General features: G+C 67.3%; 11 protein-coding genes. 3 read left to right on the forward strand and 8 right to left on the reverse strand.

Annotated elements, in window-relative coordinates; translation table 11 throughout:
* The first annotated feature begins 26 nt into the window (after nt 1–26).
* Nucleotides 27–2426: a membrane-bound PQQ-dependent dehydrogenase, glucose/quinate/shikimate family gene (locus Q0379_RS19160; RefSeq protein WP_299015374.1), complete on the forward strand. Its 2400-nt coding sequence runs from the start codon at nt 27–29 to the stop codon at nt 2424–2426.
* Between the two features lie 85 nt (nt 2427–2511).
* On the opposite strand, the gene Q0379_RS19165 is transcribed toward Q0379_RS19160, so the two are convergent.
* From Q0379_RS19165 to Q0379_RS19175, 3 genes are all read right to left on the reverse strand, one after another.
* Complete coding sequence (locus Q0379_RS19165; RefSeq protein ID WP_299015377.1) at nt 2512–5502, reverse strand: TonB-dependent receptor; 2991 nt, start codon at nt 5500–5502, stop codon at nt 2512–2514.
* Nucleotides 5503–5628: 126 nt separating this feature from the next.
* On the reverse strand, nt 5629–8661 hold the full coding sequence (locus Q0379_RS19170) for a glycosyl hydrolase family 28-related protein (protein WP_299015380.1): 3033 nt from the start codon (nt 8659–8661) through the stop codon (nt 5629–5631).
* Nucleotides 8662–8683: 22 nt separating this feature from the next.
* Nucleotides 8684–11689 (reverse strand): glycosyl hydrolase family 28-related protein, encoded by a 3006-nt coding sequence (locus Q0379_RS19175; protein WP_299015383.1) that lies wholly within the window; start codon nt 11687–11689, stop codon nt 8684–8686.
* A 162-nt stretch (nt 11690–11851) separates the two neighbouring features.
* Here Q0379_RS19175 and Q0379_RS19180 point away from each other — a divergent pair, with 162 nt between their 5' ends.
* Entirely contained in the window at nt 11852–12424 is a 573-nt protein-coding gene (locus Q0379_RS19180) for a gluconokinase, GntK/IdnK-type (protein ID WP_299015386.1), read from the forward strand.
* On the opposite strand, the gene Q0379_RS19185 is transcribed toward Q0379_RS19180, so the two are convergent.
* The gene (locus tag Q0379_RS19185) at nt 12413–13090 is read right to left on the reverse strand and encodes an FCD domain-containing protein (protein ID WP_299015388.1); all 678 of its coding nucleotides are present in this window, start codon (nt 13088–13090) and stop codon (nt 12413–12415) included. The two genes, Q0379_RS19180 and Q0379_RS19185, sit on opposite strands and share 12 nt — an antisense overlap.
* 237 nt (nt 13091–13327) lie before the next feature.
* On the opposite strand from Q0379_RS19185, the gene Q0379_RS19190 reads away from it, so the two are divergent.
* Nucleotides 13328–13585, forward strand: a complete 258-nt coding sequence (locus Q0379_RS19190; RefSeq protein WP_066685559.1) for a LuxR C-terminal-related transcriptional regulator — start codon at nt 13328–13330, stop codon at nt 13583–13585.
* Between the two features lie 82 nt (nt 13586–13667).
* On the opposite strand, the gene Q0379_RS19195 is transcribed toward Q0379_RS19190, so the two are convergent.
* From Q0379_RS19195 to kdpC, 4 genes are all read right to left on the reverse strand, one after another.
* A complete protein-coding gene (locus Q0379_RS19195) occupies nt 13668–14450 on the reverse strand; it encodes an SDR family NAD(P)-dependent oxidoreductase (RefSeq protein WP_299015394.1) in 783 nt (260 codons plus the stop codon).
* A 122-nt stretch (nt 14451–14572) separates the two neighbouring features.
* On the reverse strand, nt 14573–15262 hold the full coding sequence (locus tag Q0379_RS19200; protein ID WP_299015397.1) for a winged helix-turn-helix domain-containing protein: 690 nt from the start codon (nt 15260–15262) through the stop codon (nt 14573–14575).
* Nucleotides 15263–15269: 7 nt separating this feature from the next.
* Nucleotides 15270–17948, reverse strand: coding sequence for a sensor histidine kinase KdpD (locus Q0379_RS19205; RefSeq protein WP_299015400.1), 2679 nt, complete (start codon nt 17946–17948; stop codon nt 15270–15272).
* Nucleotides 17948–18526, reverse strand: a complete 579-nt coding sequence (kdpC, locus tag Q0379_RS19210; protein ID WP_299015403.1) for a potassium-transporting ATPase subunit KdpC — start codon at nt 18524–18526, stop codon at nt 17948–17950. Before kdpC ends, Q0379_RS19205 begins: the two co-directional genes overlap by 1 nt.
* Between the last annotated feature and the right edge of the window lie 13 nt (nt 18527–18539).

Consider the following 18539-nt stretch of genomic DNA (forward strand, 5'->3'; position numbering starts at 1 on the left):
CCAGCTTCGCGGAAAGGTGCGTCACGATGGAGACCAGGCCTGCTTACGGCGCGGCGCCGGCTTGGCCGGCCCGCGCGCTTGGCGTCATCCTTCTGCTCATCGGCCTGGTCCTGGCCGCCGGCGGCGTGCAGCTGCTCGTCCTGGGCGGATCCCCCTACTACCTGCTCGCCGGGCTGGGCCTGATCGTGGCCGGCGTCCTGATGATCCGGCGGAGCATCGCCGGCGTCTGGATCTACGTCGCGGTGTTTCTGGCCACGGTCGTTTGGGCGCTTTGGGAAGTCGGGCTGGACGGTTGGGCCTTGATCCCGCGCCTGGTCGGCCCCTCCGTTCTGCTGGTTCTGGCGCTGCTCTGCGCGCCGCTGCTCACCGAGGATCGGCGCCCTCGGCGCTTTGCCTGGCGGACACTGCTCGTTTGCATAGCGGGCCTGATCATCCTGACCTTCGCTTCGGTCATCGCCGGCCAACCCGTCAGACCTGGGCAGCCCTCTGGTTCGGAACTGGCCGCTGGTCCGTCAGCCGGTTCGGACTGGGCCGCTTATGGCGGCACGTATGGCGCGCAGCGCTACTCGGCCCTCGCCCAGATCACTCCGGAGAACGCAGGCAAGCTTCAACGCGTCTGGATGATTCACACCGGCGACCTGCCCGCCTCCGAGACGGCTCGGAAGATGTACGGCGCCGAGACCACGCCGCTGAAGGTCGGCGACACCCTCTATCTCTGCACGCCGAAGAACATTTTGATGGCTCTGGACCCGGCGACCGGCGCCACCCGGTGGCGGTTCGATCCCAAGGTCCCGGACGCCAATATCCCCTACACGGCCGCCTGCCGAGGCGTCTCCTACTACGCCGTCCCTGGCGCCGCGTCGGGATCGGCCTGCGCCACGCGGATCATCGAGGGCACGCTGGACGCCCGCTTGATCGCGGTGGACGCCAAGACCGGCCGTCCTTGCGCGGACTTCGGCTTCGGCGGCCAGGTCAACACCGCCGAAGGCGTCGGCGAGGCCGCGCCGGGCATGTTCTCGATCACCTCGGCGCCAACGATCGTTCGCGGCGTCATCGTCACCGGCCACCAGGTGTTGGATGGCCAGAAGCGCTACGCGCCCTCAGGCGTGATCCAAGGCTATGACGCCGTCACCGGCCAGCTTCGCTGGGCTTGGGACATGGTTCGCCCCGACCGGACCGGTGCTCCGCCCGCCGGCGAGACCTATACGCGCGGCACCCCGAACATGTGGACGACCGCCAGCGGCGACGAGGCGCTAGGTCTGGTGTACCTGCCGCTGGGCAACAGCGCGGTCGACTATTGGAGCGGCATGCGCTCGCCGCTGGAGAACGCGCACTCGACCTCGCTGGTCGCGCTCAACGTCGCCGACGGGCGCGAGGTCTGGAAGTTCCAGACCGTGCGCAAGGACGTCTGGGACTATGACCTCGGTTCGCAGGCGACCCTGGTGGACTACCCGACGCCGGCGGGCGTCGTTCCGGCCCTGGTGCTGCCGAGCAAGCAAGGCGACCTCTATGTCCTGGACCGGCGCACTGGCCAACCCCTGACGGGCGTCGAGGAACGCAAGGTTCCGCAAGGCGGGGTCGAACCGGGCCAACGCTCGCCGACCCAGCCATTCTCGCTTTTCCACACCCTGCGCAAGGCGGACCTGACGGAGCGGACGATGTGGGGCATGTCGCCGCTCGACCAGATGATCTGCCGCATCCAGTTCCGCAAAGCCAAGTACGACGGCTTCTACACGCCGCCGGTCTCGGACCGCCGCTATGTCGAGTATCCGGGCTACAACGGCGGCTCGGATTGGGGCGGGATCGCCGTCGATCCGCGCAAGGGCGTAATCGTCGCCAACTACAACGACATGCCCAACTACAATCGCCTGATCCCCCGCGCCGAAGCCGATAAGAAGGGTTGGGCGCCGCGCGGCGAGGAGCGGGGCGGCTCGATGAAGGGCGGCGCGGAAGGCGCGGGCGATCCTCAGGCCGGCGCGCCCTACGCCATCTCGGTCAACGCCGGCTGGCGCTTGCCGCTGACGGGCCTGCTGTGCAAGCAACCTCCGTATGGCGGCTTGCGGGCGATCGACCTGCGCACCGGGAAGACCCTGTGGGATCGCCCCCTCGGCTCGGCGCGCCGCAATGGCCCGTTCGGCATCCCATCGCACCTGCCGCTTGAGATCGGCACGCCCAATAATGGCGGCGCCGTGGTCACGGCCGGCGGCGTGATCTTCATCGCGGCGACCACAGACAACCTCATCCGCGCCATCGACCTGAAGACCGGCAAGACCCTGTGGCAGGACACACTGCCCGCCGGCGGTCAGGCGACGCCCATGACCTACGAGGTCGGCGGCCGGCAGTACGTGGTGATCATGGCCGGCGGCCATCACTTCATGGAGACGCCGATCGGCGACGCCCTGGTCGCCTACGCCCTGCCCCGATAGCGCCAAAGAAAACGCCCGGGTCTTGCCGAGACAAGACCCGGGCGGCTGCCGCCCAGGGGGGAGGTGAAAAGCGGCTGCGGAAGGCCTAGAAGCTGTAGCGGAGACCGACGTGGTAGAAGCGGCCCAGCAGGTCGTAGAGCGCCGGGTTCGCGTCCAGACCGGTGTTTGTCTGCGGCGACGGGGTCGGATCGCGGTTCAGCAGGTTGTCGACCTTGCCGTAGAGCTGCAGACCGTTGCCGAACTTGTACGACGCGCTGACGTCGACATAGGTGGCGCCCTTCATGTGGTTGTAGTCGATGGTCGGCCGGCTGCCGGTCGAGACCGGGCAGCTGCCCGGCTTGCATTCGACATACTCGGTGGTGGTGCCGCCGAACCGGCCATCGCTGAACCAACGCTCCTGCACGCTGATAGCGAAGCGGTCGTTCTCCCAGGACTGGACAGCCAGGACCTTCCAGTCCGGGGTGGCGCCGGAGTTCTGGCCGGCCGAGTCCACGGCCACCGCTCCAGGGATGCCCGGGTTGGTGACGAACTTGTGGACGTTGGTGGCCAGGCCGCGGACCGTGAAGCGGCCCGGAACGCTGGGCAGCTCGAAGCGATAGCTGCTTTCGATGTCGAAGCCGCTGGTCTTGATCGAGGCCAGGTTGAACGTCTGCGAGTTCACGAAGGCCGACGGCGGGTTGAGATTGAAGGCGCCGCAGAACTGGGTCAGGCCCGCATAGCAGAAGTTGACGATCTGCTGAGCGCCCAGGCTGGAAATGCCGCCATTGAGGACGATGTTGTACCAGTCGACCGAGATGCTGAAGCCCGGCAGCCATTGCGGGTTCGAGAGCACCGCGCCGATCGTCACGTTCTTGGCGATTTCCGGCTTCAGGTCCGGGTTGCCGACGACGTTCTGCAGAACGGTCAGCGATCCGCCGGCGGGCTGGCCCGCGGGGGGCTTGCCGTTCGAGGGAACAGTGAAGTTCGGCAGCGTGGTCGTCACCGGCGCGGCGAACAGCTCCGACAGGTTCGGCGCGCGGACGTCACGCGACGTGACGGCCCGCAGGCGAACGCCGTCGACCGGGGTGTCCCAGGTGGCGCCGATCTTCCAGGTGTAGACGGTGCCGGACGTGCTGTAGTCGGTCCAGCGGCCCGCCAGGTTGAGGTTGGCCTTGCCCGCCGCGTCGGAATTGACCAGCGGAATGTTCACTTCGGCATAGGCCTCCTTCACCGAGTACTTGCCGGCGCCGGAGTGATAGTTGCCCGCGAACCAGTTGGCCCCCGAGGCGTTTAGGATCGGATCGGCGGGGTAGTCAGCCGTGTTGGGCGAGTCGGTGTTGCCGTCGCCGTAGGGGTCGCCTTTGACGTGATATTGTTCCTTGCGCCACTCGCCGCCGATGGCCAATGAGATCGGCCCCGCCCAACCGTTGATCGGCTCGCCGCTGAAGTTGATGCTGGCAACGTCCTGCTTCTGCACCGAGTGCTGATACGGGCCGTTCTTGGGCGTGATGTAGGCCAGGGCGGCGTCGCTGGGGCGCTGGCCGCCGAAGATGTTGATCGGCACGCAGCCGTTGGCGCGCGCGATCGGATCGGCGCAGACGATCTGGCCGTTCACGAGCGTGGCCTGGACCGCCGCCCGATAGCGCGGCGTCAGCAGGATGTCGCGAACATGGATGTTCGTCGTGTTCTCGCCGTGCTGGTAATAGGCGTCGTAGCGCCATTCCGTGCCCAAGGCGTTGAACTTGCCATCAGCGCCGATCACGCCGCGATACTGGGTCCGCGTCGGGTGCACCGAGATATTGCGCGGCAGCAGCGCGTTGCTGGTCCCGAAGGTGAAGGTCGTGATGCCGTTCGCGGCGCAGGCCGCGACGATCGACGCCGGCAGATAGGGATTCGAGCACGACATCGTCAGGCCCGTGGTGGCCGCGCCGGGGTTCGGCTGGTTGCTGCTCTCCACGCGGGCGGCGTTGAAGGTGGCGTAAATCTCGTTGTTGGCGTCGAGATCAAAGCCCACGCGGCTGTAGCTGTTCAGCCGCTTGATGCGCGACTGCAGCGAGGTGCCGATGCCGACGTTGCCCGACAGATCGCCGCCAATGCAAAAGCCGCCGTTCGTGTAGCAGCCGCTGACCGCGCCGTTGGCCGCCTTGGACGGCACGCCGCCGCCGCCATACTGGAACTGGAACGGGTTGCCGTTGATGTCGAACGCCGTGCCTTGCAGCGGGCCCGCGCTGATCAGACCGTACTTAGTGTACTGATAGGCCTGGGCGTGCTCGCGATAGAGGTATTGTGGCGAGCCGTCATTGGTGACGCCGCGGTTGACCAGGGTGGCGGTCGTGTACCAGTCGCGGCTGCCCGGCGCGTCCTCGCCAAAGCCGCCCGCCGGGACGCCCTCTTCCCAGTCGTATTCGCCACTGACCTGCACGTGCAGGCGGTTGTCCATGAAGCTCTTGCCCGCGGCGACCTGGGCCAGCCACTGGTGGTTGTCGCCATAGGTCGTGACGCCGCCCATGACGTTGGCCTTGAAGCCCTCGAACTTCTTGTTGGTGATGAAGTTGACGACGCCGCCAACGGCGTCCGAGCCGTAGGAGGCCGAGGCGCCGCCGGTGACGACGTCCACGCGCTCCACAAGGAGTTGGGGGAACAGGCTGATGTCGGGAACGCCGGTGACGTTGGCCGGCACGACGCGTTGGCCGTCCAGCAGCGTCAGGGTGCGGATGGTGCCGAGGCCCCGCAGCGAGAACGACGACAGGCCCTGTTGGCCGCTCGAGGTGCTGAAGGTGCCGGTGGTGGCCCCGCTGGACCCCTGCAGCGACGGCAGTTGGGTGATGGCGGTGAAGATGTTCGGCTGAGCGGCGCGCTCCAGCTCCGCGGTGCCCAGCACCTGGGTCGGCGTCGGCGCGGTGAAGCCCGTCGAGCGGATGCGCGATCCGGTGACCACGATCTCGGTGACGACCGAGTCGTCGGCGGTCGTAGCCGGCGGCGTCTGCGCCGCCTGCGCGTGAGCGGCGCCGCCCACCATGATCGTCGCGAACGCGCTCGTCGCGAGCAAGGCGCTCAAAAAGGACGATCCCCCTCGCGTGCTACCGACAGCACTCATCCTACAACCCTCCCAATTTTCTTTTTGACCATCGTCGATGGCCTAGGAGGACTGTGTCAGAGCGGCGGCGGACGAACTATTAGACCATGGTCGTAGGCGACCGGAGAGCGAGCTGAAACGTCGTTTCTAGTCCGCCCGCACGGCGTAAAGACCGTGGTGCGAAAGCACGTACAGAGTCCGCTTGTCGGTCCCGCCGAACAACAGCTGAAGGGGGCGTTCCGGCACGTCGATCCGGCCCAGTTGGCGCCCGTCCGGCGCGTAGACGAACACCTGGCCGTTGGCGACATAGACGCGCCCCTCGGCGTCCGTCGCGACGCTCTCGCCGCCGCGGTCGGCGAAGACCTTGAGGTCGGTGATCGCGCCGCGCGCATCGACCCGGCCGCTATAGGTCTTGTTCTCCGAGCTGTTGGCGACGAAGACGCGCTCACCAGGCTTGGCCGTGGTGAAGCCATAGGTGTCCAAGGTGTTGGAGAACCTCAGCCCGCGATGGTCCGGCGGCCCCTGTTGGAACACCCGATAGGCCGGCAGCGCCAGACTGCCGTCCGGGGAGACATATTCCGAGGCCGGCGGCGCGGCCGTCTCACGCGCGAACAGCTCGGCCAAGGTCGTAAACTGATAGGTGTCCGGATCGATCTGATCCTTGAACTCGCCATTCACCCACCAGTTTACCGGCAAGACCTTGGCGGCGTTCGGTCGCCCGCCAGCTGGCGTCGCTGGAATGACCGTCACCTCGGTGTCGGGGCTGCCAGGCTTGAAGCTGTACACCGAGCCGTTACGGCCGTCCGATGACAGCACCAACAGGTTGCCCGAGCCGTCGACCGCGAGATTGATCGGGTCGAGCGTATTGTCCCGAACGATCGAAAGCTTGCGCTCCGGCGACCAGCTGTAGATGCGCTGGTTGCGCCGGTCGGTGAAGTACAGGACCCCCGCCGCATCGACGGCGCCGCCCCCCGCCGAGAAGAAGCCATCCGCGAGACGCTCGACCCGGGCATTAGCCGGGAACACCGACGGCGCCGACGCCTTCGCGTCCTTGCCGATGTCCAGAACCGCGAACTGCCGCTCGCGCACCTGCAGGCCGCTCGTCACGTCTTCGATCGCGTTCTCGTAGGGATACTTGGTCAGGCGCAGGAAGGTCGCGCAGCCGCCTTCGTCGCAGGTGGAGAAGCCGCTCTCGCCGTTCACCGCCACGTTGCGGAAGCGGATGTCCTGCGAGTTATAGATCTTCACGGCCGAGGAGACCGGGCGACGCGTCCGCGTGACGCGATAGCCGTGATAGTTCGCCAGCAGGATGTCGCGGGAGTCACGGATCTCCAGCGAGACCGTGTCCTCGCCCTCGCCCGCTTCCTCCTCGGTCTGCGGCGCCAGGAACTCCCAGTTGGCGACCCGGTTCAGGCTGATCTCGGACCGCACGTGGTGCTCGACCGACGCCTGATAGACGTGGCCAGGCGTCGTCGTATCCGACACATAGATGCCCGAATAGGCGTAGGTGTTCGGGCTCCAGACATTGGCGAAGGTCCCACCGCCGCCGTTGGTCACCCACAGGCTCGGATACTGGCCGCCCCACCGCTTGGCGGTGTCTTGATCGGCCGAAGCGTTGGCGTTGTAGGGATTGAAGCGCGAGCCGTCGTACAGGTTCGTGCCGTGGCCGCCCTGGAACTTGACGTCATTGACCATCGAGCGCTCGCCTGCGGTCCACAGCAGCGCCGTGGCGCGAGGGTTCTGGCCTTCGGTGTAGAGGCCAAGGCCAAAGACGATGTTGTCGCCGCCCTTGCCGGACTCGACCAGCGCCTTGGGCGCGCCAACGCCCTGGAAAGCCGGTGTGCCGTGAGGCAGAACGATCTGCGTCAGGCTGGGATGCAGGCCGATCAGAACGGTGTCGGGCCGCAGCTTCAGGGTGTCGGTGACGCGGTAGAAGCCGGTCGGGAAATAGACGACGCGATGGGCGTCGATCGCCTTCTGGATCGCGGCCGTGTCGTCGGTTACGTTGTCGCCCTTGGCACCCAGGTCGCGAACGCTGTTCCACTCCGACATCGGCGGCAGGTCGCGGATCGCGGGCGTCTGCGGCGCCGGATAGGCCTTTAGCGCCTGGGCGTCGAAGGTGGTCTTGTACTCCCCCATCTGGCCGAGCGCGGGAACGGTCAGGCCGTAGTTGAAGGCGCCAACCCGGTAGGCGCTCCCCTTCCCCGCCACGGTCTTGCCGCTGTCCCGGAAGCGAGCGAACGTCGGCGTGCCCTTGGCGACGGCGTTCTCGAAGCCGACCTGGGTGTAGACGTTGCCTTCGTTGGAGATCACGACGCCAGCCTTCGAGACGTTCTCGAACCGGACGTTCTTGCCCCACAGCCAGTCGCCATAGCCCCGGTCGATCTCGATCCCGACCGGCGTGTCGCGCATGGTCACGTTGACGAGGGTGAGGCCCGCCTCGTGCTCGCGGATCGCCGCGTCGCGCTGGCCTTCGAAGGTGGAATCGAGCAGCACGAAACCCCAGGCCGGCGAAGGCTTCTCGGTCAGGATGCCGTAGCGGCCGCCCTTGAAGTGCAGGTCCTCGGCCTCGTTGCCGATCTGGTACAGCGCCGCCAGGCCCGAGCCTATATCGAAGCGCATGTGGCTCAGGAAGGCGTGCTGGGCGGCGTGGAAGCGGATCGCCGTCGCGGCCGGATTGCCCTTGCCGATCTCGAAATCGACATTGCTCATCGCCGTGTAGAAGGTGCCCGAATTGGCGTCCGGCACGTCCTTGTTGAACGGCACGCTGCCTGGCGGCGGGAATGGGACCTTTCGCGCTGGGTCCGGCTTCGCGCCCGCGACGATCACCATGTTGGCGATGCCCTTCTGGAAGCCGGGGGTCGCGTCGCCCAGCACGATCACGGGTCGGGTGGCCCCGACGCCGAACACCCGAACGCCGGGCCACAGGAACAGGGTCTTGGTGATGCGATAACGACCCGACGGCAGGAAGACGACACCACCGCCGGGCTTGGCGGCGGCGTCGATGGCCTGTTGCAGCGCGGCGCTGTCGTCGGCGCGGCCGTCGCCGCGCCCCTTCGCGACGATCGCCGCCGGATCGGCTGGCGTCGCGACGAAAACCGAGCGGCTCTCGGCCGAAGCAACGGAGCCGACAGCGGTGGAGGCCAGAAGCGCGGCCAGCGCGATGGTCATGGTCTTCATGGGCGTCCTCCCCGGGCCTGTCTCAGGGCGTCACAGCGTAGAGCGAACGGTGGGTCAGGACGAACAGGGTCCGGCCGCCCTCGCCACCGAAGATCAGCTGCAGCGGACGCTCGGGCACATCGATCCGATCGACCAACTTGCCATCAGGCGCGTACTGGAAGATCTGGCCGTTGGCGACAAACACGCGGCCCTGCCCGTCCACGGCGACGCTCTCGCCGCCCCGATCGGCGAAGACCTTCAGGTTCGTCAGCGTCCCGCCGGGACCAACCTGGCCGCTGTAGGTCTTGTTCTCGGAGCCATTGGTAACGAACACCCGCTGTCCGGCCGCGCCGCTGATCAGGCCATTGGTCTGGAGGGTGTCGGCCCAGCGCCACCCCACGTGATCAGGCGGCCCCTGCTGCCAGACGCGGAAGGCCGGAAGCACGACGCTGCCGTCGGGCGAGACATATTCCTGCGCCTTGGGCGTTCCGACGTCGCGGGCGAACATCTCCGCCAGGGTGGTGAAGTGGTCGGTCGCCGGGTCGTACTGGTCGCGGAACTCGCCGTTCACCCACCAGTTCACAGGCAGGAGCGTCTTGGCGCCGGCGCGCGGCGCCGCGGCCGTCGGCGAGATCATCGTCATCTGGTCTTTCGGCCCCTCTGGATCGATCGAATAGACCGAGGCCTGCGGACCATAAGAGGACACGACCAGCAGCTTGCCCGAGCCATCGATCGCCAGGTTCGTCGGGTCCAGCGAGTGGTCGCGCACCACCTCGAGGCCGCGCCCCTCCGTCCAGCGGTAGATGCGCTGGAAACGCTTGTCGATGAAGTAAAGCGTCCCATCCGCGCCCGTCGCAGCGCCCGAGATCGACCAGAAGCCGGTCTCCAGCTTGCGCACCCGCGGATCAGCCGCCGGCGGCGCGCCGGGCGTCACGGGCCCCGTCACGTCCAGCACGGCGAACTCGCGTTCGCGAACCTCCAGCTTGCGGGTCTTGTCCTGGATCGCGTTCTCGAACGGATACTTGCTGGCCCGCAGATAGGTCCCGCAGCCGATCTTGTCGCAAAGGGCGATGCCGCTCTCGGCGTTGATGTGGACATTGCGGAAGCGGATGTCGGTCGAGTTGAACAGCTTCACCGCCGTCTCGGCCGGATGGTACGAGCGCGTGACCCGATAGCCGTGATAGTTGGCGAACAGGATGTTGCGCGAGTTGCGCACCTCCAGCGACACGGCGTCAGGGCCGTCGCCCACCTCCTGCTCGGTTTGCGGCGCCAGGAATTCCCAGTTCTCCACATTGTCGAGCACGAACTCGTTGCGGACGTGGTGCTCGACCGAAACCTCGTAGATATAGCCGGGCGTCTTGGTGTCGCTGATGTAGAAGCCGGCCGAGGCGAAGGTGTTGGGGCTCCAGACGTCGGCGAAAGTCCCGCCGCCGCCATCCGTCACCCAGATGCTCGGGTACTGCGCGTCCCAACGCCCGTCGGCCACGGGATCGCCGCTGCGGGCTTGGGCCGCGCCCAGCGATTTGCCATCCGCCGTCGGCGTGCCACCGCCGCCCATGATCTTGACGTCGTTGACCATGGAGTTCGCGCCCGAGCGCCACAGCAGGGCCGAGGCGCGCAGGTTCACGCGGCCCGTGAACAGACCGATCCCCGAGAGAATGTTGTCGCCGCCGCGCGGCGTTTCCAGGATCGGCCGCACCGCGCCGACGCCAGCGTGCTTGGGATTGTTGTCCGGGATGACCAGCTGGGTGATGGCTGGATGCAGGCCGATCAGAACGGTGTCGGGCCGCAGCTTCAGGGTGTCGGTCACCATATAGAAGCCGACCGGCAGATAGAGCACCCGGTGCGTATCGATCGCCTTCTGCAGCGCGGCCGTGTCGTCCGTCGAGCCGTCGCCTTTCACGCCCAGCGTCTTGACGTTGGTCCACTCAGCCATCGGCGGCAGTGCGCGGAGCGCCGGGGTCGCGGCCGTCTTCGCGGTGAGCGGCGTGATGTCGGCGACCGTCTTGTACTCGCCCGTCTGGCCGAGCGCCGGCAGGGTCAGGCCATAGGTGAACGAAGTCACCCGATAGTCTTTCCCCTTCCCCGCCACCGTCTTGCCGCTGTCGCGGAAGCGGGCGAACACCGGCGTGTTCGAGGCGGTCGCGTTGTCGAAGCCCACCTGGGTGAAGACGCTGTTCTCGGCGGAGATGACGACGCCCGCCTTGGAGACGTTCTCGAAGCGGACGTTCTTGCCCCACAGGCTGTCGCTGTAGCCGCGGTCGATCTCGATCCCGACCGGCGTGTTCTTGATGCCGACGTTCACCAGGGTCAGGTCGACCTCATGCTCGCGGATCGCCGCGTCGCGCTGGCCGTCGAAGGTCGAATCCACCAGGGTGAACTGCCAGGCCGGCGAGGTTTTCTCGGTGACGATGCCGTAGCGGCCGCCATGGAAGTGCACGTCCTCCATGATGTTGCCGGCCTGATAGACGCCGGCGAAGGCCGAGCCTAACCGGAAGTCCATGTGCCGCAGGAAGGCGTGCTGGGCCATCCGGAAGCGTACGGCCGCGGCGGCCGGGTTTCCCTCGGCGATCTCGATGTCGATGTTGCTCATCGACGAATAGAAGGTGCCGGAGTTGGCGTCGCGAACCTTGGCGGTTGTCGGGCGGACGGTCGGGACCGGTACGGGGATATCGCCGACCTGGTACTGGTCACCGCCCGTGAACGCGATCATCGTCGCGACGCCCGTCTGGAAGCCCGGCGTATTCGCGCCGAGCACGAACACCGGACGGGTCGCCCCGACGCCGAACACGCGCACGCCCGGCGGCACCAGCAAGGTGCGGCTCAGGCGATAGCGGCCCGACGGCAGGAACACGAGCCCATGGCCGGTCTTGTCGCGGGCGGCGTCGATGGCCTTCTGAACGGCGTCGGTGTCGTCGGCGCGACCGTCTCCAACGGCCTTGACCACCACCGCGTGCGGGTCGTCGGGGATGGAGGTCAGAATGGAGCGGGTTTCCGCTAAGGCTGGAGTCGAAACCGCCAGGATGGCCGCGAAGACAACCGCTCTCATGTCACTCTCCCAGTCACTATCGCCAGCGATATGAGATCGACAGGCCGCACGCATCCAAGACCATGGTCGTAGTTACGCCTGGACAGGCGGCCGGTAGAAAACGAGCTCCGATCGAGCGCTCGCCAAGCCTGCCAGGCGCTCGGCCAGCCACGGGGAGCCCGTTTGCAGACGCCATCCAGCCGCGCGCGCCCTGACGAGGGGCTTGCCATCGTGACTATGGGCGTCAGCGGCTGCGGGAAGTCGACGCTGGGCGCGCTTCTGGCCCGTCGCCTCGGCTGCGCGTTTCTCGAGGGCGACGCCTTCCATGACGAGACGGCGGTCGCGAAGATGCGCGCGGGGCGTCCGCTGACTGACGAAGACCGATGGCCGTGGCTGGATCGGCTGGGCCTGGCGATCAAGGAGACGCTGGCGTCCGAAGGCCAGGCCGTCGCCGCCTGTTCGGCCCTGAGACTGAGGTACCGAGAACGTCTTCGCGCCGCGATCGGCGCGCCAGTTCGTTTCGTGCTGCTCGACGCCAGCCGCGAAGAGTTGTTGAAACGCATGACTGAACGGGCCGACCACTACATGCCCGTCAGCTTGCTCGACAGCCAATTGGCCACGCTGGAGCGGCCCTCCGCCGAAGAGCAGGTCTTCGCCCTCGACGCCCTCATCTCACCTGATCAGCTTTGCGACAGCGTGCAGGCTTGGCTCTCGGACCAGTCGCTGACCGCCGACGCTCACGTCTCAGGGCATTAGCCGCTTTCGCCCGCGCGACAGGTGCCATCGCATCGCCAGCGCCGCGCCATCGCCGTCCTGGGCGCGGATCGCCTCCACGATCATCTCGTGCTCGCGCATCATCTCGTCGATGGCCTCGGGCGGCCGGGAGCGGGAGATATCGACCCCGGCCCGCATGATCTTATCGACATCGGGCTGAAGCGCCTCGAAGGTCACCAGGAAAGCTGGGTTGGCTGTGGCCAGAACGATCCGGCGATGCAGCTCCATGTCCTCGTCATGGGCGGGGTCGTTCGACAGCAGCGCGGCGCGCAGGCTGGACAACGCCTCCTCGATCCCCGCCATCTCCTCGCTGGATCGTCGGGCGGCCGCCAGGCGCGCGGCCTCGGCCTCCAACACGAACCGCACCTCGTAGCTGCCCAGGGTCGATGGCAGTTCCGAGAGCGGCACATAGGCGCCGAGCTTGTCGGAAGGCCGGTTCTTCACGAACGATCCGGCGCCGCGACGGGCCTCGGTGATGCTGTCAGCGGCCAACCGGACCAGCGCCTCGCGAACGATCGTGCGCGACATGCCGAAGATCTCGGCCAGCCGCGCTTCGGACGGCAGCCGGTCGCCGGGGGTCAAGCCCTCGACCTTGATCATCTCGACGATGCCTAGATAGGCCTGATCGGCTAGCCTCCCCTGGCTCATCCACCCCTCCCCTTTTGGCGTCGCTCACCGAGAAACCTGTCCAACAGATTTAAGCCGATGGCAACGCCTGCGGAAATTGTTTGCGTTAACATTGACCATTCCGTTTGAATCTGTCCAACTAATATAACTACGTTCGTAGGCACGAACCGCCCGCTGGCGAAGACCGGCGCACAGACCAAGGCGGAGGCCGCTCATCGCAAGATGCGCGGTGTGGGACAGGAAAAAGCAGGGGTGAACATGACCGGGAAAAAGCAGGACAACGCCGAAACCACCACGCGGGTCGGCCTTTGCGACCTGACGCCGACGCAGCTGAAGGTTCTCGAAGGCGTCAACTCCGGGCTGCTGAACAAGCAGATCGCCTTCGACCTCGGCATCGCCGAGGCGACGGTGAAGGCTCACATGACCGCGGTGATGCGGAAACTCAACGTCCACAATCGCACCCAAGCCGCGATCGCGGCGCGCGCGATGAGCCTGGAGCCGCGGGCGGCGCAATAACGGCCACGACGGTCGCGGCTCGCCCTATGCGAACCGCGACCGCGAGGCTTTTCATCTCGAAACGGAAAGCCGTTCAGGCGCTTTAGGTCTCGTCCGTCCCAGGTTCGGCCATCTTGCGATGCTGACCGGCCAGCACCGATTGCGGGGTGACCGCGGCCGCCGCGGCCTGCATCTTGTTCTTCAGGCCGTGCACGATGTCGCCCTCCCCGCGCATCATCGCCTCGAACCCCGTCTTGGCGACGTCCGCTGGATCGTCCTTCTTGCCCTGACCGACCTTGGTGTCGAGCATGTCCGCGCGTTCGAAGAATTCGGTGTCGGTCGCGCCCGGCATCAGGCAGGTAACCGTGACGCCGCTATCCTTCAGCTCGTCCCGCAAGGCGAACGAGAAGCTGTCGATGAAAGCCTTCGTCCCGTTGTAAACCGCCTGGAACGATCCGGGCATCAGGCCGGCGATCGAACCGGTCAGCAGGATCCGCCCCCGCTCCTGGTCTCGCATGCGGCGTCCAAGCTGATGCAGCAGATAGACCGTGCCAGTGACGTTGGTGTCGATCACGTGCCGGATCGCCGCGAAATCCTGATCGAGAAAAGCGTGCCCCAGGCCATGGCCCGCGTTGGCGAGCAAGGCGTCCACGTGACGTCCGCCGACCGTCGCCAGCAGCTGATCAACGCCATCGGTCGTCGCGAGATCGCCTTGAACGGTTTCGACGGAGGCCCCGAGGCCCCGAAGCATCTGCTCGGTCTCGGCAAGGGGCCGATCAGCGGCGATGATCAGGTCAAAGCCGTTCTGCGCGCAAAGCTTGGCCAATTCGTAGCCAATGCCGCTCGAAGCGCCGGTCACGACCGCTAGCGGACGTAGGTCAACCATATCCCTGCTCCCTTTCGCTTATGGCGCGACGACACCGTGTCGGCTTGGCGATGGAGGCGCGCGCCATCGTCGAAACGATGGATGGGCGCCGCTGTTTCCGGGAGCATCAAATGTGCCGAGCGCTACTCGGCTAGGCGATACCCGACGCCCGGCTCGGTCAGGATCAGCTTTGGTTTGCCAGGATCATCTTCCAGCTTCTGCCGCAACTGCCCGACGAACACCCGCAGATACTGGGTGTCGTCGGCGTGGGCCGCGCCCCAGACGCTGACCAGAAGCTCCTTGTGCGTCAGCACCTTGCCCTGAGACATCGCCAGGCGGCTCAGCAGGTCGAATTCCTTGGGCGACAGCTTCACCGGCTGGGCCGTCTTGCTCACGAGACGTCGGTCGAGATCGATCACCACGTCCCCGAGCGAAAGCGGCTCGGTCGGCCGCTTGACTGTGGTCGACTGTCTTAGCGCCACGCGCAGTCGCGCCAGCAACTCGCCGACGCCGAAGGGTTTCTCGACATAGTCATTGGCGCCGCGGTCCAGCGCCTCGATCTTCTCGACCTCTCGATCGCGGGCCGAGAGGATCAGGATCGGTCCCCCGTAGAACGCCCGGGCCTTCTCGAGCACGTCCTTGCCGTCCATGTCGGGCAGACCGAGGTCGAGCACGACGGCGTCCGGCGACCACAGGGCTATGCCGCGCAGGCCCTCCTGGCCGCTGTCGGCCCGCAGCGCCTCGTAGCCCGCCGCGTCGAGCGCGGGCCCCAGGAACCGGTGGATCTGCGGCTCGTCGTCAATGACGAGGATGCGATGGCGGAGCGCGCTCATGCCGACGTCATAGCAGATGGTGCGGCGTGGCGACGCCCTTCGGCAGACTGATCAGGATCCGCGTCCCCTTGCCGTCATGAATGGGGCTGGCGGCGGCGATGCGCCCGCCCAGCGCATCGATGAAACCCTTGGCGATCGACAGTCCCAGGCCCGCGCCCTGGCTACGATCGCTGGGCTCTTCCATCCGGCGGAACTTGTCGAAGACCCGCTCCAGCTCCGAGGGCGGGATGCCTCGTCCTTCATCCTCGATGCTGATCACCACATTCGAGCGGTCCTCGTACGCCGCCATCTCGATGCGGGCCTCGGGCGGGCTGTAGGCGATGGCGTTCTCCAGCACATTGACCACAACCTGTTCCAAGAGGCTGGCGTCGGCCTGGACCAGGGACAGTTCGCGCGGATAGTCGCGGGTCAGCGCGCGTCCGCCCAGTCGGCGGGAGACGCGATCGGCGGCGGCGTTGAGGACGTCGCGCACGTCGATCCAGTCGGTCCTTAGCCGCAAGGCGCCGCCTTCGATGCGGGTCATGTCCAGCAGGTTGGCGACATAGCGGTTCAGCCGCTCGGCCTCCTCGCGAATACTGACGACGAGATCCTCACGCACCGGCTTGGTCAGCTTGTCGCCGTAGTCGATCAGCGTGGTCGAAGCGCCCAGCACGGTCGAGAGCGGGGTGCGCAGGTCGTGGCTGACCGAGTTCATCAGGGCCGAGCGGAAACGGTCGGCGCGGCGGAGCGTCTCGGCCTCGACCGCCTCGGACGCCAGCTGCGAACGCTCCAGCGCCACCGCCCCCTGCTCCAGCAAAGCCAGCACCAAGCGCTCGTGATCCGAGCCTGGTGGCGTGGCGCCGGCCTCGACGCCGGCCACGCCAGTACGGGCCCTCACGCCGTCCATCGGCCAGAACGTCCAGCGCGCCTGGGGCAGGGTCCCTGTCCCGAAGCCGGCGGGCTCGCCCTTCTCCCAGGCCCAGCGGGCGGCCGCCATCTGGGCGGCGTCGAGCGGCTCGACATTAGGCGAGCCGAAAGCCGGCGCGATCTCGTCACCTTCCGGCAGCAACACTAGGGATCGACCGCCGGCCGCGGCCGAAATCTGCTCGGCTAGGGCTCGGGCCACGGCGTCTCGCCCCGTCGCCGCCGAAAGCGTGCGGCTGGCGGCCAGCAGGGTCGTCACGGCGGCGGCGCGGCGTTGGGAGCCCAGCGCCTGGTCTCGCACACGGCCAGCCAAGCCGCCCGACGCCAGCGCGACGGCCCAGAACACCACTAGCGTTATGAAGTCCGTGGGCGCGCCGATCGCCAGGCTGTAGCGGGGCTCGAGGAACAGATAGTTGTAGACGAAGAAGGCCACGGTGGCCGCCGCGAGCGCGGGACGCAGACCATGCAGCACGCCCGCCGCCAGCACCGCGGCCAGGAAGATCATCCCCAGGTCGACGCGATCGAAGGTGACGTCAAGTCCCCAGGCCGCCAGGGTGGCGGCGGCGATGAACAACGCCCCCACCGCATAGCCCTGCCAGCGCCCCAATCCCAGCGGCCTCGACGGTCTGTCCTCGCGCTCGTGCGCGGCCTCCGTCACGACGTGCACCGCCACGCCCCGGGCCTCGCGCAACAAGGCGGTGGCGAGGGAGCGTCCGAGCAACTGGCGCCAGCGGCTCTCGACCGACTTGCCGATCACGATCTGCGTGACGTTGTGACGGCGGGCGTAGGCCATCACCGTATCGACGATGTCGCCGCCGGTGAGGGCCACAGTCGCGCCGCCCAGTTGCTCGGCCAGGCGGTAGGCTTCGCGCAGCCGCGCGGTGTCCCCGTCCTTGGCCAACGGCCGGTCGGTCCGCTCGACGTGGGCGACGATCCACGGCGCGTCCATCATCATGTCCGACAAACGCCGCCCTGCTCGCACCAGGGTGGCGGCCATCGCATCGCCGCTGACCAGGACCAGGATCCGCTCGCCGGCGGCCCAAGGGCCCTCGACGCCCTTCTCGCGCATGGTGGCGACCAGCTGGTCGTCCACCGTCTGGGCGGCCCGGCGCAGAGCCAGCTCGCGCAGGGCGGTGAGGTTCTCGACCTTGAAAAAGTTGTCCGCCGCCAGACGGGCCGTCTCGGGCACGTAGACCTTGCCCGCCGCCATCCGCTCGCGCAGTTCGCTCGGCGTGATGTCGACCAGCTCGATGTCGTCGGCGCGGGAGAGGGCGCTGTCGGGGACGGTCTCGCGCTGGCGAACGCCGGTGATGCGCTGAACAACGTCGACTAGGCTCTCCAGATGCTGGACGTTCAGCGTGGTCCAGACATCGACGCCGGCGGCCAGCAGCTCCTCGACGTCCTGCCAGCGTTTTGGATGGCGCGAGCCGATGGCGTTGGAGTGGGCGTATTCGTCAACCAGCAGGATCTTCGGCTTGCGCGCCAGGGCCGCGTCGATGTCGAACTCCATCTGGACGCGGCCGCGATGCTCGATGGGCTTGCGCGGCAGGACCTCCATGCCGCGCAGCAGGCTTTCCGTCTCGCGCCGGCCGTGGGTCTCGACGACGCCGATCAGCACGTCGGCGCCCTCGGCCTTCCGGCGGCGGGCGGCGCGCAACATCTCGTAGGTCTTGCCCACGCCCGGCGCCATGCCCAGAAACACCTTGAGGCGCCCCCGGCGCGCCTTGTTGGCGGCGGCCAGGAGCGCCTCGGGGTCCGGACGTTTCGGTTCGTCAGCGGGCACTAGCCGCCTTTCGGAAAGCGAGCGTCGAGCGCCCGGTTGAGAGCTAGCACGTTGACGCGCGGCCGGCCGATGAAGCCCAGCAGCGGCCGCTCGACCTGAGCGTCGATCAGCGCCGCGACCTGGTCGATTGGAACGCCGCGCTCGACAGCCACACGCGGCGCCTGGAAGCGGGCGTTGGCCGGCGAGATGTCGGGGTCGAGGCCCGAGGCCGAAGCGGTGACGGCGTCGGCGGGGATGACCGCGCCGGGGTTCTCGGCGCGCAGCGCGGCGGCGTCGGTCTTCTCCCGCGCGATCAGCTTGTCGTTCAGCGGCCCCATGTTGGAGCCGCTGGAGGCCGTGGCGTCGTAGCCGTTCCCCGCCGCCGAGGGACGGCCGTGGAAGTATTCGGGCTTGGCGAAGGCCTGGCCAATCAGGGCTGAGCCGATGACCTTGCCGTCCGCGTCGCGGACCAGGCTGCCGTTGGCCTGGGCGGGGAAGGCAGCCTGGGCTACGCCGGTGACGGCCAGAGGATAGGCCAGGCCCAGCAGGGCGGTGAACAGGCCCATTGAAACCAGGGCCGGACGAAGATGCGAAAGCATGACGGATGACTCT

It is taken from the genome of uncultured Caulobacter sp. (genome assembly GCF_937900395.1).
Taxonomy (GTDB): Bacteria; Pseudomonadota; Alphaproteobacteria; order Caulobacterales; family Caulobacteraceae; genus Caulobacter.